This is a genomic window from Vibrio sp. SCP2, assembly GCF_059295395.1.
On record NZ_JCAFVV010000004.1, the window covers coordinates 57,929 to 75,070 of the forward strand.

Here is a 17,142-nt window from a genome sequence, read left to right on the forward strand (position 1 = left end):
CAGCCAAATAAAAAAAGGGCTGTGCAATGCGAGTGAAACACAGCTGGGTATTAGCGCTATTATTATCAGGTTGTCAGCTTACCCAGCCGACTGACTCTGGAGAAGCCGTCTCTCCGGAAACAAACAATCCAACAGTTAAGCAAACTGAGCCAAGCGCTCAACCAGCAAAACCTATCGTCAAATCCGAGCCAGTGGTGACTCCACAGACACAACAAGATGTCTGGAAGCGTATCGCTATGCAATTAGAGATGCCTATCCCTGACCACAAGCTCGTTGATTACTACCGTACATGGTATCTGAAACACCCTAACCACCTAAAGACTGTCTCACAACGTGCCGAACCTTTCTTGTATCTTATTACCGAGAAGATCGAGCAACGTGATATGCCGTTAGAACTCGCACTATTGCCTGTGGTAGAAAGCTCTTTTGATGCTTTCGCCTACTCTCATGGCAGTGCTGCGGGTTTATGGCAATTCGTTCCGGGAACTGGTAAGCAACAAGGCCTAAAGCAAAACTTTTGGTACGACGGACGTCGTGATGTCGCGGCTTCAACTGATGCCGCGCTAGATTACCTAACCTATCTCAACAAACGTTTTGATGGAGAATGGACTCACGCCATTGCTGCCTACAACAGTGGCGGCGGACGAGTGTCTAGTGCAATTCGCAAAAACACCAAACTTGGCAAACCGACGGATTTCTTCTCACTTGATTTGCCTAAAGAAACCAGTGGTTACGTACCAAAGCTACTTGCTCTAGCTGACGTTGTCGCTAACCAAGAAAAGTATGGTATCAATATTCCAGCGATTGCTAACAAGCCTGTCGTTGAACTTGTTGACCCTAAAGAGCAACTTGATCTCGCCATAGCCGCTAACTACGCGGGTATCAGTGTTAAAGAGCTGCAAGGCCTCAACCCAGCATACAACCAATGGGCGACAGCACCGGACGGGCCTCACCAATTACTTCTTCCAAAAGATAGCGTCGCTAAGTTCAATCAAGCGGTAACAGAAAACCGTGGTAAAGGAATAAAGGTCGTTCGCTATAAGGTGAAGTCCGGCGATAGCCTGAGTGTCTTAGCACAAAAGTACAATACCACTGCTAACGTCATTCGTACCGCGAATAACCTCAGTGGCAACAACATTCGTGTCGGCCAACACTTGATGATCCCAACTTCGACACGTGACGACAAAGCTTATGCCCTTAGCGCATCGAACCGTTTAGCTAAGACACAAGCTAAGTCTCGTGGTCAATTTAAGCTCACGCACACAGTTCGCTCTGGCGATAGCTTATGGTCGATTGCTCGCGCCAACAAGGTCTCACATCAGTCATTAGCGAAGTGGAATGGTATGGGACCAAGAGACACCTTGCGCGTTGGTCAAAAACTGGTGATTTGGAAAAACAGCTCAGACGGCACCATTATCCGCACTGTGTTCTACAACGTACGCACTGGTGACACCATCAGTGGCATTGCGAGCAAATTTAAAGTCAAATCGAACGACATCGTTAAATGGAACGATCTCAGCAGACAGAAGTACCTTAAGCCAGGTCAGAAACTTAAGCTGTATGTAGACGTAACTAAGGTAAGTGTATGAACCCGTCAAGTAACCCGTTAATTATGCTAGTCGACATTTTCCGTTCGCCTAGCGCCTGTTTCTTAGCCCTCTACCAACGTGGTGCTTGGGGCTGGCAGCCGTACATTTTCTTGGTACTTTCCCCGTTTCTTTTCTGGGGCGCTTACTTCGACATGGTTGATTTCGAGTGGCTAAGGCAAGGGCTTGCAGCGCAACTGGCAGAAACCAACCCAAAACAGCTAGAACTGCTTGATGCCAATACCTTGATGGCGAGTGAAATCATTAGTGATATTGCTGGTAGAACGCTGACAGTTTTGATGCTTGCTTTCTGGTTCAATCTCGCGACAAAACCAAGCCAGCATCAGCATGGTTTCTGGAAATGGTTCGCAGCCAGCGCGGTGATCACTTTCCCTGCGATTATCGGTGACTTGGCAAGCTATGTGAGTGCGCTACTAAAACATGGCCAAGTCATGGTGTACGCCGCTGATTTAAATAGCCTCAACGGGTTGTTAAAGCTGCCACTAACCAACGAATGGTCACAATTTGCTAGCTCATTCCCACTATTACTGCCTTGGTACATTGCCTTAGGTTACGCTGCGGTAGGTACTTGGACTGAATTTGAACGCGGCCAGGCACTGGTTATTTCCGCGCTGCCTTGGCTTGCTTACTACCTAATTTGGGCACTTTACATCCTGATATTCTAAAGTGCTAAGCGAAAGCTAACTAAAATTGGATTATGATCAGAGGCGTCAGAGATTGGCGCCTCTGCTGTTTCTAGCGTTAAGCCACGATAAAAGACATGATCAAGTGGCAAGCCAGTCACAAACTGAGTGCGATTATCTGGTTGATAATCGACTTCTTTTAATCCTAGTGACGTTAGCGCTTTTGACATCACAGCAAAGCGCTCTTCACTCCAACTATTGAAGTCTCCGGCAACAATTATCGGGCCGTGATGCTGACTCAGCTCTTTAGTCAATACCGTTAACTGACGATGGTACTCTTTGGTACCGTAGGTGAAGTTAACCGCATGAATGTTGACCACAGCTAACTGCTCCCCTGAAGAGAGTGGATAAAGGGCGTATAGTGCCGATTTAGGCAAACGTAGCCAAGGCTCTAGTTCAGTGTAAGCACAAGCTTTGCTTGGCGTATTCAGAGACAAATTCAATACCCCTGCAGAAGTATCAAACGCTTTAAACGCATCAACTTGACTACCGAACCAACCCTGTTTCGCCACCCAATCGATGAGTTCAGGTGTCATGCTCGCTTCTTGCAACAAGACCAACTGCTTTCCATCCGACAGCTCGGCTAAACTTTGCTGCCAATTTTCTCTATTTTGCTTATAGATGTTCCAGACCAGTAGCTTGAGCTCACCGCGATTATCCAAAACAGGCGCTTGTTCATTACGATAGCATTGCAAAGATAACGCGACATTATTGCCTGAAATAGACACGATCTGAGCTTGCTGAGTAAAGCTAAAAATCGATTGATAGCCGACAACGATCACTAAGGATAAGATCAGAGACATGATGATGAAGTAAGCGCTTTTCTTCATTGCATTACCTAAACAAAAAAGAGCCTTACGGCTCTTTTTAAAAAATACTTATGGGTTAGATGGCGTCTTCGTCTTCTTCGCCAGTACGAATACGGACAATACGCTCCACATCAGTGATAAAGATCTTACCGTCACCGATTTTTCCAGTTTGCGCCGTTTCGATGATGGTATCAACACATTGATCAGCCACGTCATCCGTAACTACGATTTCAAGCTTAACCTTAGGTAGAAAATCAACCATGTACTCAGCACCACGGTATAGCTCAGTATGACCTTTCTGACGACCAAAGCCTTTAACCTCAGACACTGTCATACCTGTAATGCCCACTTCAGCGAGTGCTTCACGTACGTCGTCTAACTTAAACGGCTTAATGATGGCTTCAATCTTTTTCATGTTCTTCCCTTAAACTATTGTAACTAGCGTCATTATCCCATGTTAAATGGCTAATAAAAAGCCCGAGCTTTGTTGCTCGGGCTCGCAATCTATCTCATCGACTACTTCAAACTAGCGTAATAAGCCGCTAGGTTAGCAACATCGGCATCGCTTAGCATCGCTGCTTGCGCTTGCATTACGGCCGCAAGACCACCGTTACGCTCTTTGTTCTTATATGCGTTGATCGAGGTAACAAGATACTGCTCATTTTGACCTTTTAGGTTTGGATAACCAGGGATTACAGCGATACCGTCAGCACCATGACAAGCAGCGCAGATAGCCGCTTTTGCTTGTCCTGCTGCAACATCACCTGCCGCTAGCACATTACCACTGAGTAGACCCATTCCAATTACCAGTCCTATAGCGATTTTCTTCATTGCTCTTCCTTATAATTCCATGCTAGTTGTACGTTTTTATGTATACAATTTTACATAAAGCGTGATCCCTTGTCCCAGACAAGTTCACAATCTTGACCTATAAAGTGGCGATCAATAAACAAATCCCCGACGGCAACGACCCTATCACCACACATCAAGATAGGGGTTCTACGTCGTAACCAACTTGGCACACCATATTCTTGGAAAAGCTTTTTCAGTTTACGGCTATGCCCACGCTCTGCTGGGTGCGCGCTTAGTCCTTCTGGGTTAAAAGTGACGCGCAGCGGACTCTGAGCTAACGCCTGTTGAGACAATCTCCCCTTACTCGAAGGGACGAGCGCCAAGCTTCCTAATCCATCAGGCAAAGGATAAGGCTTATCAATATCGAGGGGTTGCTGCCACTCGGCCAGTGATTGCCAATCTCTAACGATGTAGAGCTTGTTTAAATAGCGGCGTACTTGCACCTCAGGAAGCTGCAGCTGCGGATTGGCATCCGCTTTCGCCATCGCTACCTCTAACCACACCTTACTCAATTGCTCACGAGCAGGCATACGCAGGTGATTTTGCTCAAGCCACATGCGAATTAATCGACTGCGGATCAGAGTTGAGGCACTTTCCAGCATCGCAATAGATAGGCTGCCATCGTCACATATACATTGCTGGTACTTCTCAGCCAACAGTTCATCTAACAACTGTTCCTGTTCAGAGCAGAGTTCGGCTGTACGTTGAACTGCTTGCCTAATATGAGGCCAACGCTCCACTAAAGATGGCGTTAGTGAATGACGAACAAAATTACGCTCAAATCTCTGGTCTTGATTACTCTCGTCTTCTACCCAAGCCAATTGCTTAGCGTGAGCAAACTCTTCAATTTCGTGACGTGAGATAGTCAACAGCGGACGGAGCAAATTCGCGTGACCAATTGGCATACTCTGCGCCATTGAGGACAAACCTTTCGGGCCGCTGCCGCGCTTGAGAGCAAGGAAAAAAGTTTCGAGCTGATCATCAGCATGCTGACCAGTGAGTAGTAAATCATTATCCTGCAGATGTTTTTTAAGTGCTGTATATCTAGCTTCACGAGCACTCTCTTCAATACTTCTGCCTTGAGTCGCTATTTGAACCTTTTCTAACACGAATGGGACACCAAGCTCCTGACACCAATGTTCACATTGCTCAGCCCAACTGTCTGCATTCTCGCTTAGACCATGGTGAACATGGACAGCCAGACATTCGAGCTTGCGCGATTTACAGTAGCTTGCCATCAGTTCAAGCATAACCCGAGAATCAAGCCCACCACTTAGGGCAAGGACAATTCGGCTACCGGCTTGATAGTGTTGGTCTAGAGAGTGTTGAAAAATAGATTCGAGCTTCATAGCGAGTAACATTTGTAGTTGTTAGCGCTAGTTTATCACTGGCAATAAAAAAGGCTGAACCTAAGTTCAGCCTTTTTCTAACATTTGTGCCGATTAACAGTAACCGTAGCTCATTAGACGCTGGTAACGACGCTCTAGCAAGGTGTCGTTATCAAACGCTTCTAGCTCTTCAAGCTGACGAACTAGGGTCGCTTTCATGTTCTGCGCCATCTGCAGGTGATCACGGTGTGCACCACCTAGAGGCTCGTCGATGATCTCATCGATCAGCTCTAGCTCTTTAAGACGTGGAGCAATCAGACCCATCGCTTCTGCTGCCTGTGGCGCTTTATCTGAATCACGCCATAGGATTGAAGCACAGCCTTCTGGAGAGATAACAGAATAGGTTGAGTATTGCAGCATGTTGACGTAGTCGCCTACACCGATAGCAAGTGCACCACCAGAACCGCCTTCACCGACAACGTTACAGATAACTGGTACTTTAAGACCCGCCATCACTTTTAGGTTAGTCGCGATAGCTTCTGATTGACCACGCTCTTCTGCACCAACACCTGGGTAGGCACCCGCTGTATCGATGAAAGTAATGATTGGCATGTTAAAACGCTCTGCCGTTTGCATCAAACGCAGCGCTTTGCGGTAACCTTCTGGCTTAGGCATGCCGAAGTTACGTTTTACTTTCTCTTTAGTCTCACGACCTTTTTGGTGACCAATGATCATTACCGGACGGCCATTAAGACGTGCCATACCACCTACGATCGCTTTGTCATCTGCGTAGTGACGGTCACCCGCCATCTCATCAAACTCTGTAAATACGTGCTCGATGTAATCAAGCGTGTAAGGACGCTGTGGGTGACGAGCAAGCTGGGCAGTTTCCCAAGCACCAAGATCGCTGAATGTTTTCTTTTTAAGCTCTAGGCTTTTCTTCTCTAGCTGTTCAATCTCTTTTTCAAGATCAACACCAGACTCACCGCCATGACGAGATACGTCACGAAGTGCTTCAATTTTTGCTTCTAGCTCTGCGATTGGCTTTTCAAATTCTAAAAAATTCAGGCTCATCTATAGATCCTTTATGATTCGGTGGCGTTTTACCGAACTTAGTTAAATTCGAGTTCTACCTGGCCTTTCCCAAGTAGTTGTTTTAAATCATCTAATAATGCGTCACTTGGCGTCACTCGCCATTCTGTACCCAACGTCAAACGCGCTCGTGCATCAGAGCGTTGGTAGTATACATGGACAGGAACGCTCCCCGCCCGATGAGGCTCTAGTATTTGACTAAAACGCTCAAAAAATCGGTCATTGATTTGCGATTGATCGATGGAAACTGATAATCCTCGTGCATATTTTTCACGAGCAGTCCCGAGATCCATAACCTCGCGCGCGGACATTTTAAGACCACCATTGAAATCATCAAAGCTGACCTGTCCAGAAACAACCAAAATTTTATCTTTTTCTAACAATTCTGCATATCGATCTAACGCATCGGAGAATAACATCACCTCCATACGCCCGCTTCGATCATCCAGTGTCATAATACCAATACGTGTTCCACGCTTAGTCGTCATCACACGAGCCGCGATTACCAGGCCTGCGACAGTAACACTTTGATCACGTCTGGTTGGTGTTGCGTCTTTTAATCGACAACTGGTGTACTTACCAAGTTCCTTTATGTAGGCATTTATTGGGTGCCCGGTCAAGTAAAGACCTAAAGTATCGCGCTCACCTTCGAGCCACACTTTTTCTGGCCAAGGTTCAACTTTGGTGTATTTGTGCTCAACTTCTTCAGGTGCTTCGGTCAACACGCCAAACAAATCGGTTTGACCAAAGGCTTCTGCTTGGTGATGTTGGCTCGCCGCTTTAACAGCATCGTTCAGTGAAGCCATCATTGCAGCACGATGCGGACCAAGGCGATCCAACGCGCCTGCGTAAATGAGTTTCTCAATGACTCGCTTATTAACCTTTTTCAGGTCGATGCGAGCACAGAAATCGAATAGGTCTTTAAAGTGGCCGTCTTTGTTGCGTGCTTCGAGAATGGCATCAATTGGACCTTCACCCACCCCTTTGATAGCACCGATACCGTAAACAATCGCCCCATCTTCATCGACATTAAAGCGATACAAACCTGCGTTGATATCTGGCGGCAACACTTTGAGTTTCATGCGGAAACACTCATCGACCAGACCGACGACTTTCTCCGTGTTATCCATATCGGCGGTCATTACCGCAGCCATAAATTCCGCTGGGAAATGAGTTTTGAGCCACAGCGTTTGGTAAGAAACCAATGCGTATGCAGCCGAGTGCGATTTGTTGAAGCCGTAACCTGCGAATTTTTCTACCAAGTCGAAGATCTTCATCGCCAATTCGCCATCTACGCCGTTGGCGACTGCGCCTTCTTCAAACGTCGCACGCTGCTTGGCCATCTCTTCTGGTTTTTTCTTACCCATAGCACGACGAAGCATATCTGCGCCGCCAAGCGTATAGCCAGAAAGAACCTGAGCGATCTGCATTACCTGCTCCTGATAGAGGATAATGCCGTAGGTTGGCTCTAGAATCTCTTTCAGAGACTCGTGCTGCCACTGTTCGTCTGGGTAAGAAACCGCTTCGCGTCCATGTTTACGGTCGATGAAGTTATCTACCATGCCTGACTGAAGCGGCCCCGGACGGAACAGAGCAACCAGTGCGATAATATCCTCAAAACAGTCTGGCTGTAGGCGTTTAATCAGCTCTTTCATACCACGCGATTCAAGCTGGAACACCGCAGTGGTTTCTGAATTTTGCAACAAATTGAAGGAAGCTTGGTCTTCCAATGGGATAGACTCAATGGCGACTGGGTCTTTGCCTTCCTTCTCTAAACGTGGGTTAATCAAGCCCAACGCCCAGTCAATAATGGTCAGCGTACGTAAGCCCAAGAAGTCAAACTTAACTAGACCCGCGGTTTCAACGTCGTTTTTATCGAACTGAGTTACCGGGAAGTGACCTTCCGCATCAGCATAAATCGGCGCAAAGTCAGTGATAGTGGTTGGCGATATTACAACACCACCCGCGTGCTTACCTGCGTTACGTGTACACCCTTCGAGGATGCGACACATATCAATCAGCTCTTTAATTTCTTCGTCGTTTTCGTACAGCTCAGGCAGTGCAGGTTCTGCTTTGAATGCTTTTTCTAGCGTCATGCCCGGATCTGGCGGAACCAGTTTCGAGATACGATCAACAAAGCCGAAACCATGACCAAGTACACGACCTACGTCACGAATTACCGCCTTCGCTGCCATAGTACCGAAAGTAATGATCTGCGATACCGCATCACGACCATACATTTCTGCAACGTGATCAATTACTTGGTCACGTTTATCCATACAGAAGTCGACATCGAAATCGGGCATGGAAACACGTTCTGGGTTAAGGAATCGCTCAAACAGAAGATCGTATTCTAGTGGGTCGAGGTCGGTGATTTTTAACGCGTAAGCCACCAAAGAACCGGCACCTGAACCACGGCCTGGGCCTACAGGGATGGCGTTATCTTTTGACCACTGGATGAACTCCATTACGATCAAGAAGTAACCTGGGAATCCCATGTTATTGATTACTTCCAGTTCAATTTTAAGACGATCATCGTATTCAGGTCGTCTTTCTGCACGTACCGCCGGATCAGGGAACAAGAACTCTAGTCGCTCTTCCAGACCTTCTTCAGATTTTTTAACCAAGAACTCGGTTTCTTCCATCCCTTCGGTTGGGAATGCAGGTAGGAAGTATTCACCCAAACGGACTGTCACGTTACAACGCTTAGCAATCTCTACACTATTTTCTAATGCTTCAGGGATGTCTGAGAATAGCTCGCACATCTCCTCTTCAGTACGAAGATATTGCTGAGCGCTGTAGTTTTTTGGTCGACGAGGATCTTCTAGTGTATAACCATCATGAATCGCAACACGAATCTCGTGCGCATCAAACAGTGTCTCATCAAGAATCACCACATCATTGGTGGCTACAACGGGTAAGTCATGTTGCTCTGCCAGCTCTAACGCAAAGTGAAGGTAAGTTTCTTCATCGGCTCTGCCAGTACGAACCAATTCAAGGTAGAAACGGTCTGGAAAATGGGTTTGGTAAAACTCAACGCACTGCTCGACAACTTTCTGGTTACCCTTTAACAGCGCTTTGCCTATTTCACCACTCTTAGCCCCGGAAAGTATAATTACCCCTTCGGAAAGCTCAGCCAGCCACTCTTTATCAATCACTGGTTGATGCTGAACGTGGCCGCGTAGGTAGGCTTTTGAGATCAGTAAAGTCAGGTTCTTATAACCGACGTTATCTGCTGCAATCACGGTCAGCTTAGTCAGCTCATCACCAAACTCCGGTGATTGCATCACGAAGTCAGCACCTATGATCGGCTTGATGCCACAACCGTGGGCGGTGCCGTAAAACTTCACTAGACCACATAAGTTAGTAAAGTCAGTCAGCGCCATCGCAGGCATGCCCAACTCGGCCACTTTCTTAACCAAGGGTGGCACTTTTGAAAGGCCATCGACCATGGAAAAGTCACTATGAACTCGAAGGTGGATAAACTTAGGGTCTGACATGGATAGAGTCCGAAACGGTTATAATTGATGGAGATATTTGGGGTATTTTAAGTGAAAAACTTCGACTTATATACCCCTGAAACAGTATTGCTACTCAATGCCAAGCGCACGCTTAACGGGTTTAAAACTCTTACGATGCTGATCAATAACGCCGTGTTGTTCAATCGCTTCAAAATGCGCTTTAGTTGGGTAGCCTTTGTGCTTAGCGAAACCAAATTCAGGGTGAAGCTTATCTAGCTCCTCCATCTCTTGGTCACGAACCACTTTAGCAATAATCGAAGCAGCACTGATCTCCGCAACACGCAAATCTCCCTTAACCACGGCTTGCGATTGCATAGGTAATTGGGGACAGCGGTTGCCATCAATCAATACCAAATCTGGTTGAACTTCTAAGCCTGCGACAGCTCTTTGCATTGCGACCATAGTGGCTTGAAGAATGTTCAGTTCGTCAATTTCCTCTGGAGAACAACGACCTACCGACCAAGCTAGTGCTTTTTGCTTAATTTCAGGCAGCAACGCCAAACGTTTCTTCTCAGACAATTTTTTCGAGTCGTTTAATCCTTCAATCGGATTATTCGGGTCCAAAATGACCGCAGCGGTCACCACATCACCGACTAAAGGACCGCGCCCTACTTCATCAACACCAGCGATCCGAAGGTATCCCTCAGGATATTCAAAAGGCGGCAATTCTTTATTTTGTTTAGTCATCTTGTTTATCTCTGCCGATGAGCTTAAGTACAGCGTTAGCGGCTTGTACATCGGCATCTTTGCGAATCAGTTTGTGCATATCAGTAAAGCGGTCGATAAGTTCTTGGTTATCACTAGTTAGCATCTTATCGACGGCAGGAACTAAGTATTCAGGATCACATTCATCAAGAATAAATTCCTTCACCAACTCTTCTCCTGCCAAGATGTTAGGCAAAGAAACGTACTTGGTAATTGCCAGTTTCTGTACCAACCAACCTGTAAGTCGATTCACTTTATAACCCACTACCATTGGCCGCTTGAGCAACATACATTCTAGTGCCACGGTACCTGAAGCGAGTAACACGGCATCAGAGGCAGTGATAACGTTACGTGCTGTATCTTGGACAATGACAAAATCGAGTTCTGGTGCCACTGCTTGCCAAATTTCTTCAAACTGCTGGCGACGTTTATCATTCACCGCAGCCACGACAAAGCCAATGTCTGGATGCTTTTGCTTAATTTCACGACAGGTTTGAATGAAGGGCTCCGCAATCAGGCCCACTTCACCACCACGGCTGCCAGGCAGCACCGCTAACCACTGTTTGTTTTGCTCAATGCCAAGCAAGGCTCTCGCCTGTTGTTGATCCGGTACAAGCGGGATAGCATCCGCTAAGGTATGACCAACAAACTCACACGCCACTTGGTACTTATCGTAAAAGGCTTTTTCAAACGGTAAAAATGCCAGCACAAGATCGGTCGCCGCATCAATTTTGAAGATACGTTTTGGACGCCATGCCCAGACAGAAGGGCTGACATAATGCACGGTTTTGATGCCTTTTTTCTTCAAATCAAGTTCAAGGCGTAAGTTGAAATCTGGCGCATCAATACCGACAAAGACATCCGGTGGATTATCGCTAAAATACTTTACCAACTGAGCTTTCACTTTTAACAGCCTTGGTAGTCGCCCCAACACTTCAACCAAGCCCATAACAGCGAGCTCTTCCATATCAAACAGAGACTCACAGCCTTGAGCAATCATCTTCGGACCACCAATGCCAACAAACTCTGCATCTGGATATTGAGCTTTGATCGCTTTGATAAAGCCTTCACCCAAAGTATCTCCTGACAGCTCGCCGGCGATAATGCCAATACGTAGTGGTTTTTCCATTGCTGAATGACCTACCTAATTTGTTGCTTTAAAAAGTAAAAAAGACCGCAACCGTAAGATTGCGATCTTTTATGCAGCTGCACAAGTGTTATTAGCGAATAATACCGCGCTCAGAAATCTCTAGCATCTCTAGCATAGGTTTGATTGATTCAAACTCTTTCGCCATTTCAACTAGGCTTGCTTTTGCGTCTTCAAGCGTTTTACCTGAACGGTAAATTTCTTTATACGCTTTCTGCAAAGCACGGATTTCTGGCTTCTCAAAGCCGTTACGCTTAAGGCCAACAAGGTTTAAACCAAATGGTGTTGCATGGTTACCTTGCGCAAGTACGTACGGAAGTACGTCTTGAACAACAGCAGAGCAGCCGCCTGTGTATGAGTAAGCACCAATATTACAGAATGGGTGAATCGCTGAAAGAGCCATGACACCGGCATAGTCACCAAGGGTAACGTGACCACCAAGGATAGCATTGTTGCCAACGTGAGTATGGTTACCAACAATAACGTCATGGGCGATATGCGCGTTAACACACAGCAGGTTATCATTACCAATCACAGTGGTTGCTTTATCTTGAGTCGTGCCACGGTGGATTTGTACCGCTTCGCGGATTACGTTGCGATCACCGATCACTACCGTAGTCTCTTCTCCACCATATTTCTTGTCTTGGTTCTCTTCACCAATCACAGCGTGGGGGAAAATACGGTTCTCTTTACCTATGGTTGTATGACCTTTGATCACAACATGAGACATCACTTCAGTACCTTCACCGATCTCGATCGTTCCCGAGATATAGGTGAATGGACCAACAGTCACATTCGCTGCGATTTTAACATCACCTTCAATGACAGCAGAAGGGTGAATTTGAGCCGTTTCATGAATCATATTAAAACTCTCGACGAGCACATTTTAGTTCAGCAGAACATACTACTTCACCGTCAACTTTTGCTGTGCCTTTGAATGCAGCAATGCCACGGCGCTCTTTTAAGAATTCGACTTCAATAACCAACTGGTCACCAGGAACCACTGGCTTGCGGAATTTAGCACCGTCTACACTTGCAAAATAGTATAGCTCGTTGTCAGAAGGGGCACCGAATGATTTGAATGCCAATAGACCAGTTGCCTGTGCCATTGCTTCAAGGATCAGTACACCTGGAAATACAGGTAGTTGAGGGAAATGACCTGTAAACTGAGGCTCATTCACTGAAACATTCTTAATCGCCGTTAGGTATTTCTCTTCTTGGAAATCAATCACGCGATCAATTAGTAAGAATGGGTAGCGATGCGGCAACAATTCCTGAATTTCAGTGATGTTCATCGTTTTGTTTTCAGTAGTCAAAGTCATATTCCTATGTTGAATGCTAATTTTGTATCTGGCGGGCATTATAGATGAAAAAGACCCGCAATACGCGAGCCTTTTTGATCCAACCTAGAGCTAAGCGTCTTTATCGCTCTCAAGCTGCTTTTCAAGCGCCTTAAGGCGTTTATTCATGTCATCAATACGATGAACACGCGCAGCTGTTTTGCGCCACTCTTTGTTTGGCTGTAGTGGGATACCGGAAGAGTACATACCTTTCTCTTCAATGCCACGCATGACCATGCCCATGCCAGTAATGGTCACACCATCGGCAATCTCAATGTGACCATTGATCACGGCACCACCACCAATAATACAGTACTTACCAATCTTAGTACTGCCCGCGACAATCGTACCACCCGCCATAGCTGTACCATATCCGATGTGTACGTTGTGAGCGATTTGCAGTTGGTTATCAAGAATGACGTTATCTTCAATTACGGTATCGTCTAACGCACCGCGATCAATCGTCGTACATGAACCAATTTCTACGCGATTACCGATGCGCACAGAACCAAGCTGAGGGATCTTAATCCACTCGCCTTTCTCATTAGCGTAACCAAAACCGTCAGAGCCAATGACTGTGTTTGCTTGAACCAGACAGTCTGACCCGAGCGACACTTGATGGTAAACCGAGACATTTGACCACAGCTTGGTGTTAGCTCCAATCTTAGCATTCTTGCCAATAAAACAGCCCGCACCAATAACAACGTTATCACCTAGCTCGACACCCGATTCAATCACTGCATTGGCACCAATTGAAACATTGTCACCCAATTTGGCATCAGAAGCGATGACCGCTGAAGGAGCAATTTCATCGGCTGGCGATGGTGTAGTATCAAGCGCTTGCGCTACTTTAGCAAAAGCAACGTAAGGGTCATCAACAACAAGTACATTACCTGAACAAAGCTCACGTTGTGCTTCCTTCACCATCACAAGTGTCGCTTTACACTCAGCAAGATGTTTGGCGTATTTTGGATTGGACAGGAAAGTCACATGACCTTCCTGCGCAGCGTCCATCGGCGCTACCATAGTGACAACGGCTGTCGCGTCACCATGTAGCTCGCCCCCAGTAATCGTAGCCAATTCGGCCAAAGAAAGAGTTGTCATAAATCGTTTATTTTAGTGAGTCAATAACAGCTTTAGAAATATCGTTTTCTGGCTTAGAGAAGCGTACTGCTTGTTGCTCTAGAACCATATCAAAGCCTTTTTTCTCAGCAACCTTATTAATTGCATCTTGAATTGTTTTAAACAGTTTTTGCTCTTCTTCTGCTTGGCGACGCTGTCGTAGCTTTTCGAAAGACTGGGCTTTTAGCTTAAGTTCATTCTCTAATTGACCAATTTCTAGACGTAGCTTGTCGATATCATCTTGGCTCATTAGTTCGCCATCACGCTTTAGCTTTTCAACCTTGCTTTTACCTTTAGCTTGAATCGCTTGAAGCTCTGCAGATTTGTCTTTGAACTCATCTTGAAGCTTTTGCGCTACCACTTCACGTTGTGGAAGAGCTTGGAATACTTGAGCAGTGTTTACATAACCAATTTTCTGCGCAGCTTCAGCAGCATTAGCAAAGAAAGAAGACGTCATTACTAGAAGGCCAAGACCAGCCGCTTTAATTGTTTTATTCACTGTATTTTCCTTTAAATTTAGAAGGTTCTGCCGATGGTGAAAGTGAAGAACTCTTCATCATCACCTTCGTAAGATTTAATTGGTTTCGCAATCGAGAAGACTAACGGCCCCATTGGAGACATCCACTGTAGCGCAGCACCGTAAGATGCGCGGTAGTTAGTTGGATCTGAGTAGTCGTTATAGTAGCGATCACCAGCGTATTTAGGATCGTAGACAAACTCTGTATCCCAAACACTTGCTGCGTCGACAAACATACTGGTACGAATCTGACTTCTAAAGTCATCCGAAACAAACGGAGTTGGAACAATCAGCTCCATACTTGCCAATGCGATTGCGTTACCACCCACTGAGTCATCAGTCGCGGTCAAACAAGAGTCTGTATTACAACTTCCTGGATTGCCGTTAACCGTGTACACCGCTTTCGGGCCTGCGCTATTGGAACGGAAACCACGTAGTGTAGTAAAGCCACCTGCATAGTAGTTTTCATAGAATGGGAACAAGTTATCGTTGCCATCTGTTTTGCCATAACCATTACCGTAGCCTAAACGACCACGCATCAGTAAGGTGAATTCATGTTTCTTGGTCAGCGGCACATATTGTCTAACATCATATTGCAGCTTGAAATACTGCGCATCAGAGCTTGGTACAGTCGCTTTAGCAAAAGCACGCTGGTAGTTACCTGCTGTAGGGAAGTAACCACGGTTTAAGTTGTTACGTGTCCATGAGACGTTCACATCAAAGTCGTTTGTAATAATATCGCCGTTTGGTTGACCGATACTTTGTGCAAACAACTGCGCTTGGTCGTATGTTGGTACGTTACCGATCTTGTTATGGGTCAAGCCTACACCAAATTCAAAACGGTTTAGCTCATCGAATGGGAAGCCCCAAGTTAAGCTCGCACCATAACTTTCGTTGGTATAGTCAACAATGTTTGCCTCAGATGCTTCAAACTGATTGTAGAAGATCTTACCACCAAGGCTGACACCATCTAGGTTCCAATATGGGTCACGGTAGTCTAAGCTGATATTTTTCTGGTAGTCGTTCATCATCGCGTTAATACCTACGCGGTTACCACTACCGGCAAAGTTATCCTGCTGCAGGCCAACTTGGAAGCTGATACCTGATTCAGTACCATAACCAACACCAAAGTTGATACTACCCGAGTTGGCTTCTTTAACGTTGTAAACCAAATCTACCTGGTCTTCGCTACCAGGCACACGCACGGTTTGTACGTCTACGGTTTCGAAGTAACCTAAACGGTTAAGACGGTTCTTACCGGTTTCGATCGATTTAGAGTTTAACCAGCTGCCTTCCATCTGACGCATTTCACGGCGCAGAACTTCATCTTTGGTAGCATTGTTACCCACAAAGCGAATATCGCGTACATAGATACGTTTACCCGCTTCAACGTTGACCACTAGTGATACCGATTGGTTTTCATCATCGAACTCAGGGATAGTGCGTACTTGAGGGTATGCGTAACCCGCTTCGCCTAACAGTCGCTTAACGTTCTCTTCTAGGCTTGTTACCGCTGAGCCGTTGTAAGTTTCACCCGGCTCAAACGTCACTAATTGTTCAAACTCAGCTTCTTTACCCAGTAACTCACCACGGAATTTCACATCCTCAACGGTGTAAGGTAATCCTTCGTTCAAACCAAGCGTGATGTAAACGCCTTTCTTGTCTGGCGAGATCGCAACCTGAGTTGAGTCAATTTGAAACTTAAGATAACCGCGGTCTAGGTAGTAGGATTTCAGTGCTTCGATATCACCCGCAAGGACTTGCTTCTGGTACTTATCGTCGGCAAGGAAGTTCCACCATGCTACATCCACATTTAGCTCAAATCGGCTTAATAGCTCTTCGTCAGCAAATTTTTCATTGCCGATAAAGTTGATTTGCTTAATCTTGGCAGATACACCTTCAGTGAAGACAAACTTCAGGTCGCTACGATTACGAGGCAGTGGCGTCACAACCGCTTTAACGGTCGCATTGTACTTACCCACACTGTAGTAGAAATCTTCTAGGCCTTTTTCAATTGTCGACAGCGTTGTACGGTCAAGCGCTTCACCAACACGAATACCGGAAGCATCGAGGTTTTGTTGTAACTGCTCTTCTTTGATTGCCTTGTTGCCCGAAAATGAAATACTGGCAATGGTCGGTCGCTCTTTGACTTGTACAACTAGCACGTCGTTATCACGAAGTACCTTAATGTCTTCAAAGTTACCCGTCGCATACAGGGCTCTAATCACCTCAGAGACATCTTGGCTATCAACAGAGTCACCAATACGTACTGGCATTTTCAATAGCGCAGCACCAAGTGCCACACGCTGTAAGCCTTCAATTTTAATATCTTGAATTACAAAGTTTTCGGCACCGTTTGCGCTCACGCTTGTCGCTAACAGGGTCGCAAACAGAATATTTTTCATCGCCATTTTGTTCT

The 17,142-nt window shown here is 46.0% G+C and carries 15 protein-coding genes; 2 read left to right on the forward strand and 13 right to left on the reverse strand.

The genetic code is table 11. From position 1 onward, the window contains the following. The first annotated feature begins 26 nt into the window (after positions 1 to 26). Positions 27 to 1,589, forward strand: a complete 1,563-nt coding sequence (locus AC5O63_RS13610) for a LysM peptidoglycan-binding domain-containing protein (RefSeq protein WP_494505350.1) — start codon at positions 27 to 29, stop codon at positions 1,587 to 1,589. Next, positions 1,586 to 2,272, forward strand: coding sequence for a YIP1 family protein (locus AC5O63_RS13615; RefSeq protein WP_494505351.1), 687 nt, complete (start codon positions 1,586 to 1,588; stop codon positions 2,270 to 2,272). The genes AC5O63_RS13610 and AC5O63_RS13615 overlap by 4 nt, the downstream gene beginning before the upstream one ends. Here AC5O63_RS13615 and AC5O63_RS13620 read toward each other — a convergent pair. The 13 genes from AC5O63_RS13620 to bamA all read right to left on the reverse strand — a co-directional run bounded on the left by AC5O63_RS13620 (position 2,269) and on the right by bamA (position 17,134). After that, positions 2,269 to 3,120, reverse strand: coding sequence for an endonuclease/exonuclease/phosphatase family protein (locus AC5O63_RS13620; RefSeq protein WP_494505352.1), 852 nt, complete (start codon positions 3,118 to 3,120; stop codon positions 2,269 to 2,271). The two genes, AC5O63_RS13615 and AC5O63_RS13620, sit on opposite strands and share 4 nt — an antisense overlap. A 55-nt stretch (positions 3,121 to 3,175) precedes the next feature. Further along, positions 3,176 to 3,514, reverse strand: a complete 339-nt coding sequence (glnB, locus tag AC5O63_RS13625) for a nitrogen regulatory protein P-II (RefSeq protein ID WP_004744805.1) — start codon at positions 3,512 to 3,514, stop codon at positions 3,176 to 3,178. 101 nt (positions 3,515 to 3,615) lie between these two features. After that, positions 3,616 to 3,930 (reverse strand): c-type cytochrome, encoded by a 315-nt coding sequence (locus AC5O63_RS13630; RefSeq protein ID WP_494505353.1) that lies wholly within the window; start codon positions 3,928 to 3,930, stop codon positions 3,616 to 3,618. Positions 3,931 to 3,980: 50 nt separating this feature from the next. Next, positions 3,981 to 5,300: a tRNA lysidine(34) synthetase TilS gene (gene tilS, locus AC5O63_RS13635; RefSeq protein WP_494505354.1), complete on the reverse strand. Its 1,320-nt coding sequence runs from the start codon at positions 5,298 to 5,300 to the stop codon at positions 3,981 to 3,983. A gap of 93 nt (positions 5,301 to 5,393) precedes the next feature. Then, positions 5,394 to 6,353, reverse strand: coding sequence for an acetyl-CoA carboxylase carboxyl transferase subunit alpha (gene accA, locus AC5O63_RS13640; protein ID WP_004744802.1), 960 nt, complete (start codon positions 6,351 to 6,353; stop codon positions 5,394 to 5,396). A gap of 38 nt (positions 6,354 to 6,391) precedes the next feature. Next, positions 6,392 to 9,871, reverse strand: coding sequence for a DNA polymerase III subunit alpha (gene dnaE / locus AC5O63_RS13645; protein ID WP_486795359.1), 3,480 nt, complete (start codon positions 9,869 to 9,871; stop codon positions 6,392 to 6,394). Positions 9,872 to 9,961: 90 nt separating this feature from the next. Next, a complete protein-coding gene (rnhB, locus tag AC5O63_RS13650) occupies positions 9,962 to 10,579 on the reverse strand; it encodes a ribonuclease HII (RefSeq protein WP_239853840.1) in 618 nt (205 codons plus the stop codon). Beyond that, positions 10,572 to 11,726, reverse strand: a complete 1,155-nt coding sequence (lpxB, locus tag AC5O63_RS13655; RefSeq protein ID WP_494505355.1) for a lipid-A-disaccharide synthase — start codon at positions 11,724 to 11,726, stop codon at positions 10,572 to 10,574. Before lpxB ends, rnhB begins: the two co-directional genes overlap by 8 nt. 91 nt (positions 11,727 to 11,817) lie before the next feature. Beyond that, positions 11,818 to 12,606, reverse strand: coding sequence for an acyl-ACP--UDP-N-acetylglucosamine O-acyltransferase (gene lpxA, locus AC5O63_RS13660; RefSeq protein ID WP_239853844.1), 789 nt, complete (start codon positions 12,604 to 12,606; stop codon positions 11,818 to 11,820). 1 nt (position 12,607) lies between these two features. After that, positions 12,608 to 13,060 carry a 3-hydroxyacyl-ACP dehydratase FabZ gene (gene fabZ, locus AC5O63_RS13665; protein WP_139152290.1) on the reverse strand — a complete coding sequence of 151 codons (453 nt, stop codon included), beginning with the start codon at positions 13,058 to 13,060 and terminating at the stop codon, positions 12,608 to 12,610. 96 nt (positions 13,061 to 13,156) lie between these two features. Further along, positions 13,157 to 14,188: a UDP-3-O-(3-hydroxymyristoyl)glucosamine N-acyltransferase gene (gene lpxD / locus AC5O63_RS13670; RefSeq protein WP_494505356.1), complete on the reverse strand. Its 1,032-nt coding sequence runs from the start codon at positions 14,186 to 14,188 to the stop codon at positions 13,157 to 13,159. A 7-nt stretch (positions 14,189 to 14,195) separates the two neighbouring features. After that, entirely contained in the window at positions 14,196 to 14,705 is a 510-nt protein-coding gene (locus tag AC5O63_RS13675; protein WP_272785567.1) for an OmpH/Skp family outer membrane protein, read from the reverse strand. A 17-nt stretch (positions 14,706 to 14,722) separates the two neighbouring features. Further along, the gene (bamA, locus tag AC5O63_RS13680; RefSeq protein WP_171322941.1) at positions 14,723 to 17,134 is read right to left on the reverse strand and encodes an outer membrane protein assembly factor BamA; all 2,412 of its coding nucleotides are present in this window, start codon (positions 17,132 to 17,134) and stop codon (positions 14,723 to 14,725) included. Positions 17,135 to 17,142 lie beyond the last annotated feature (8 nt).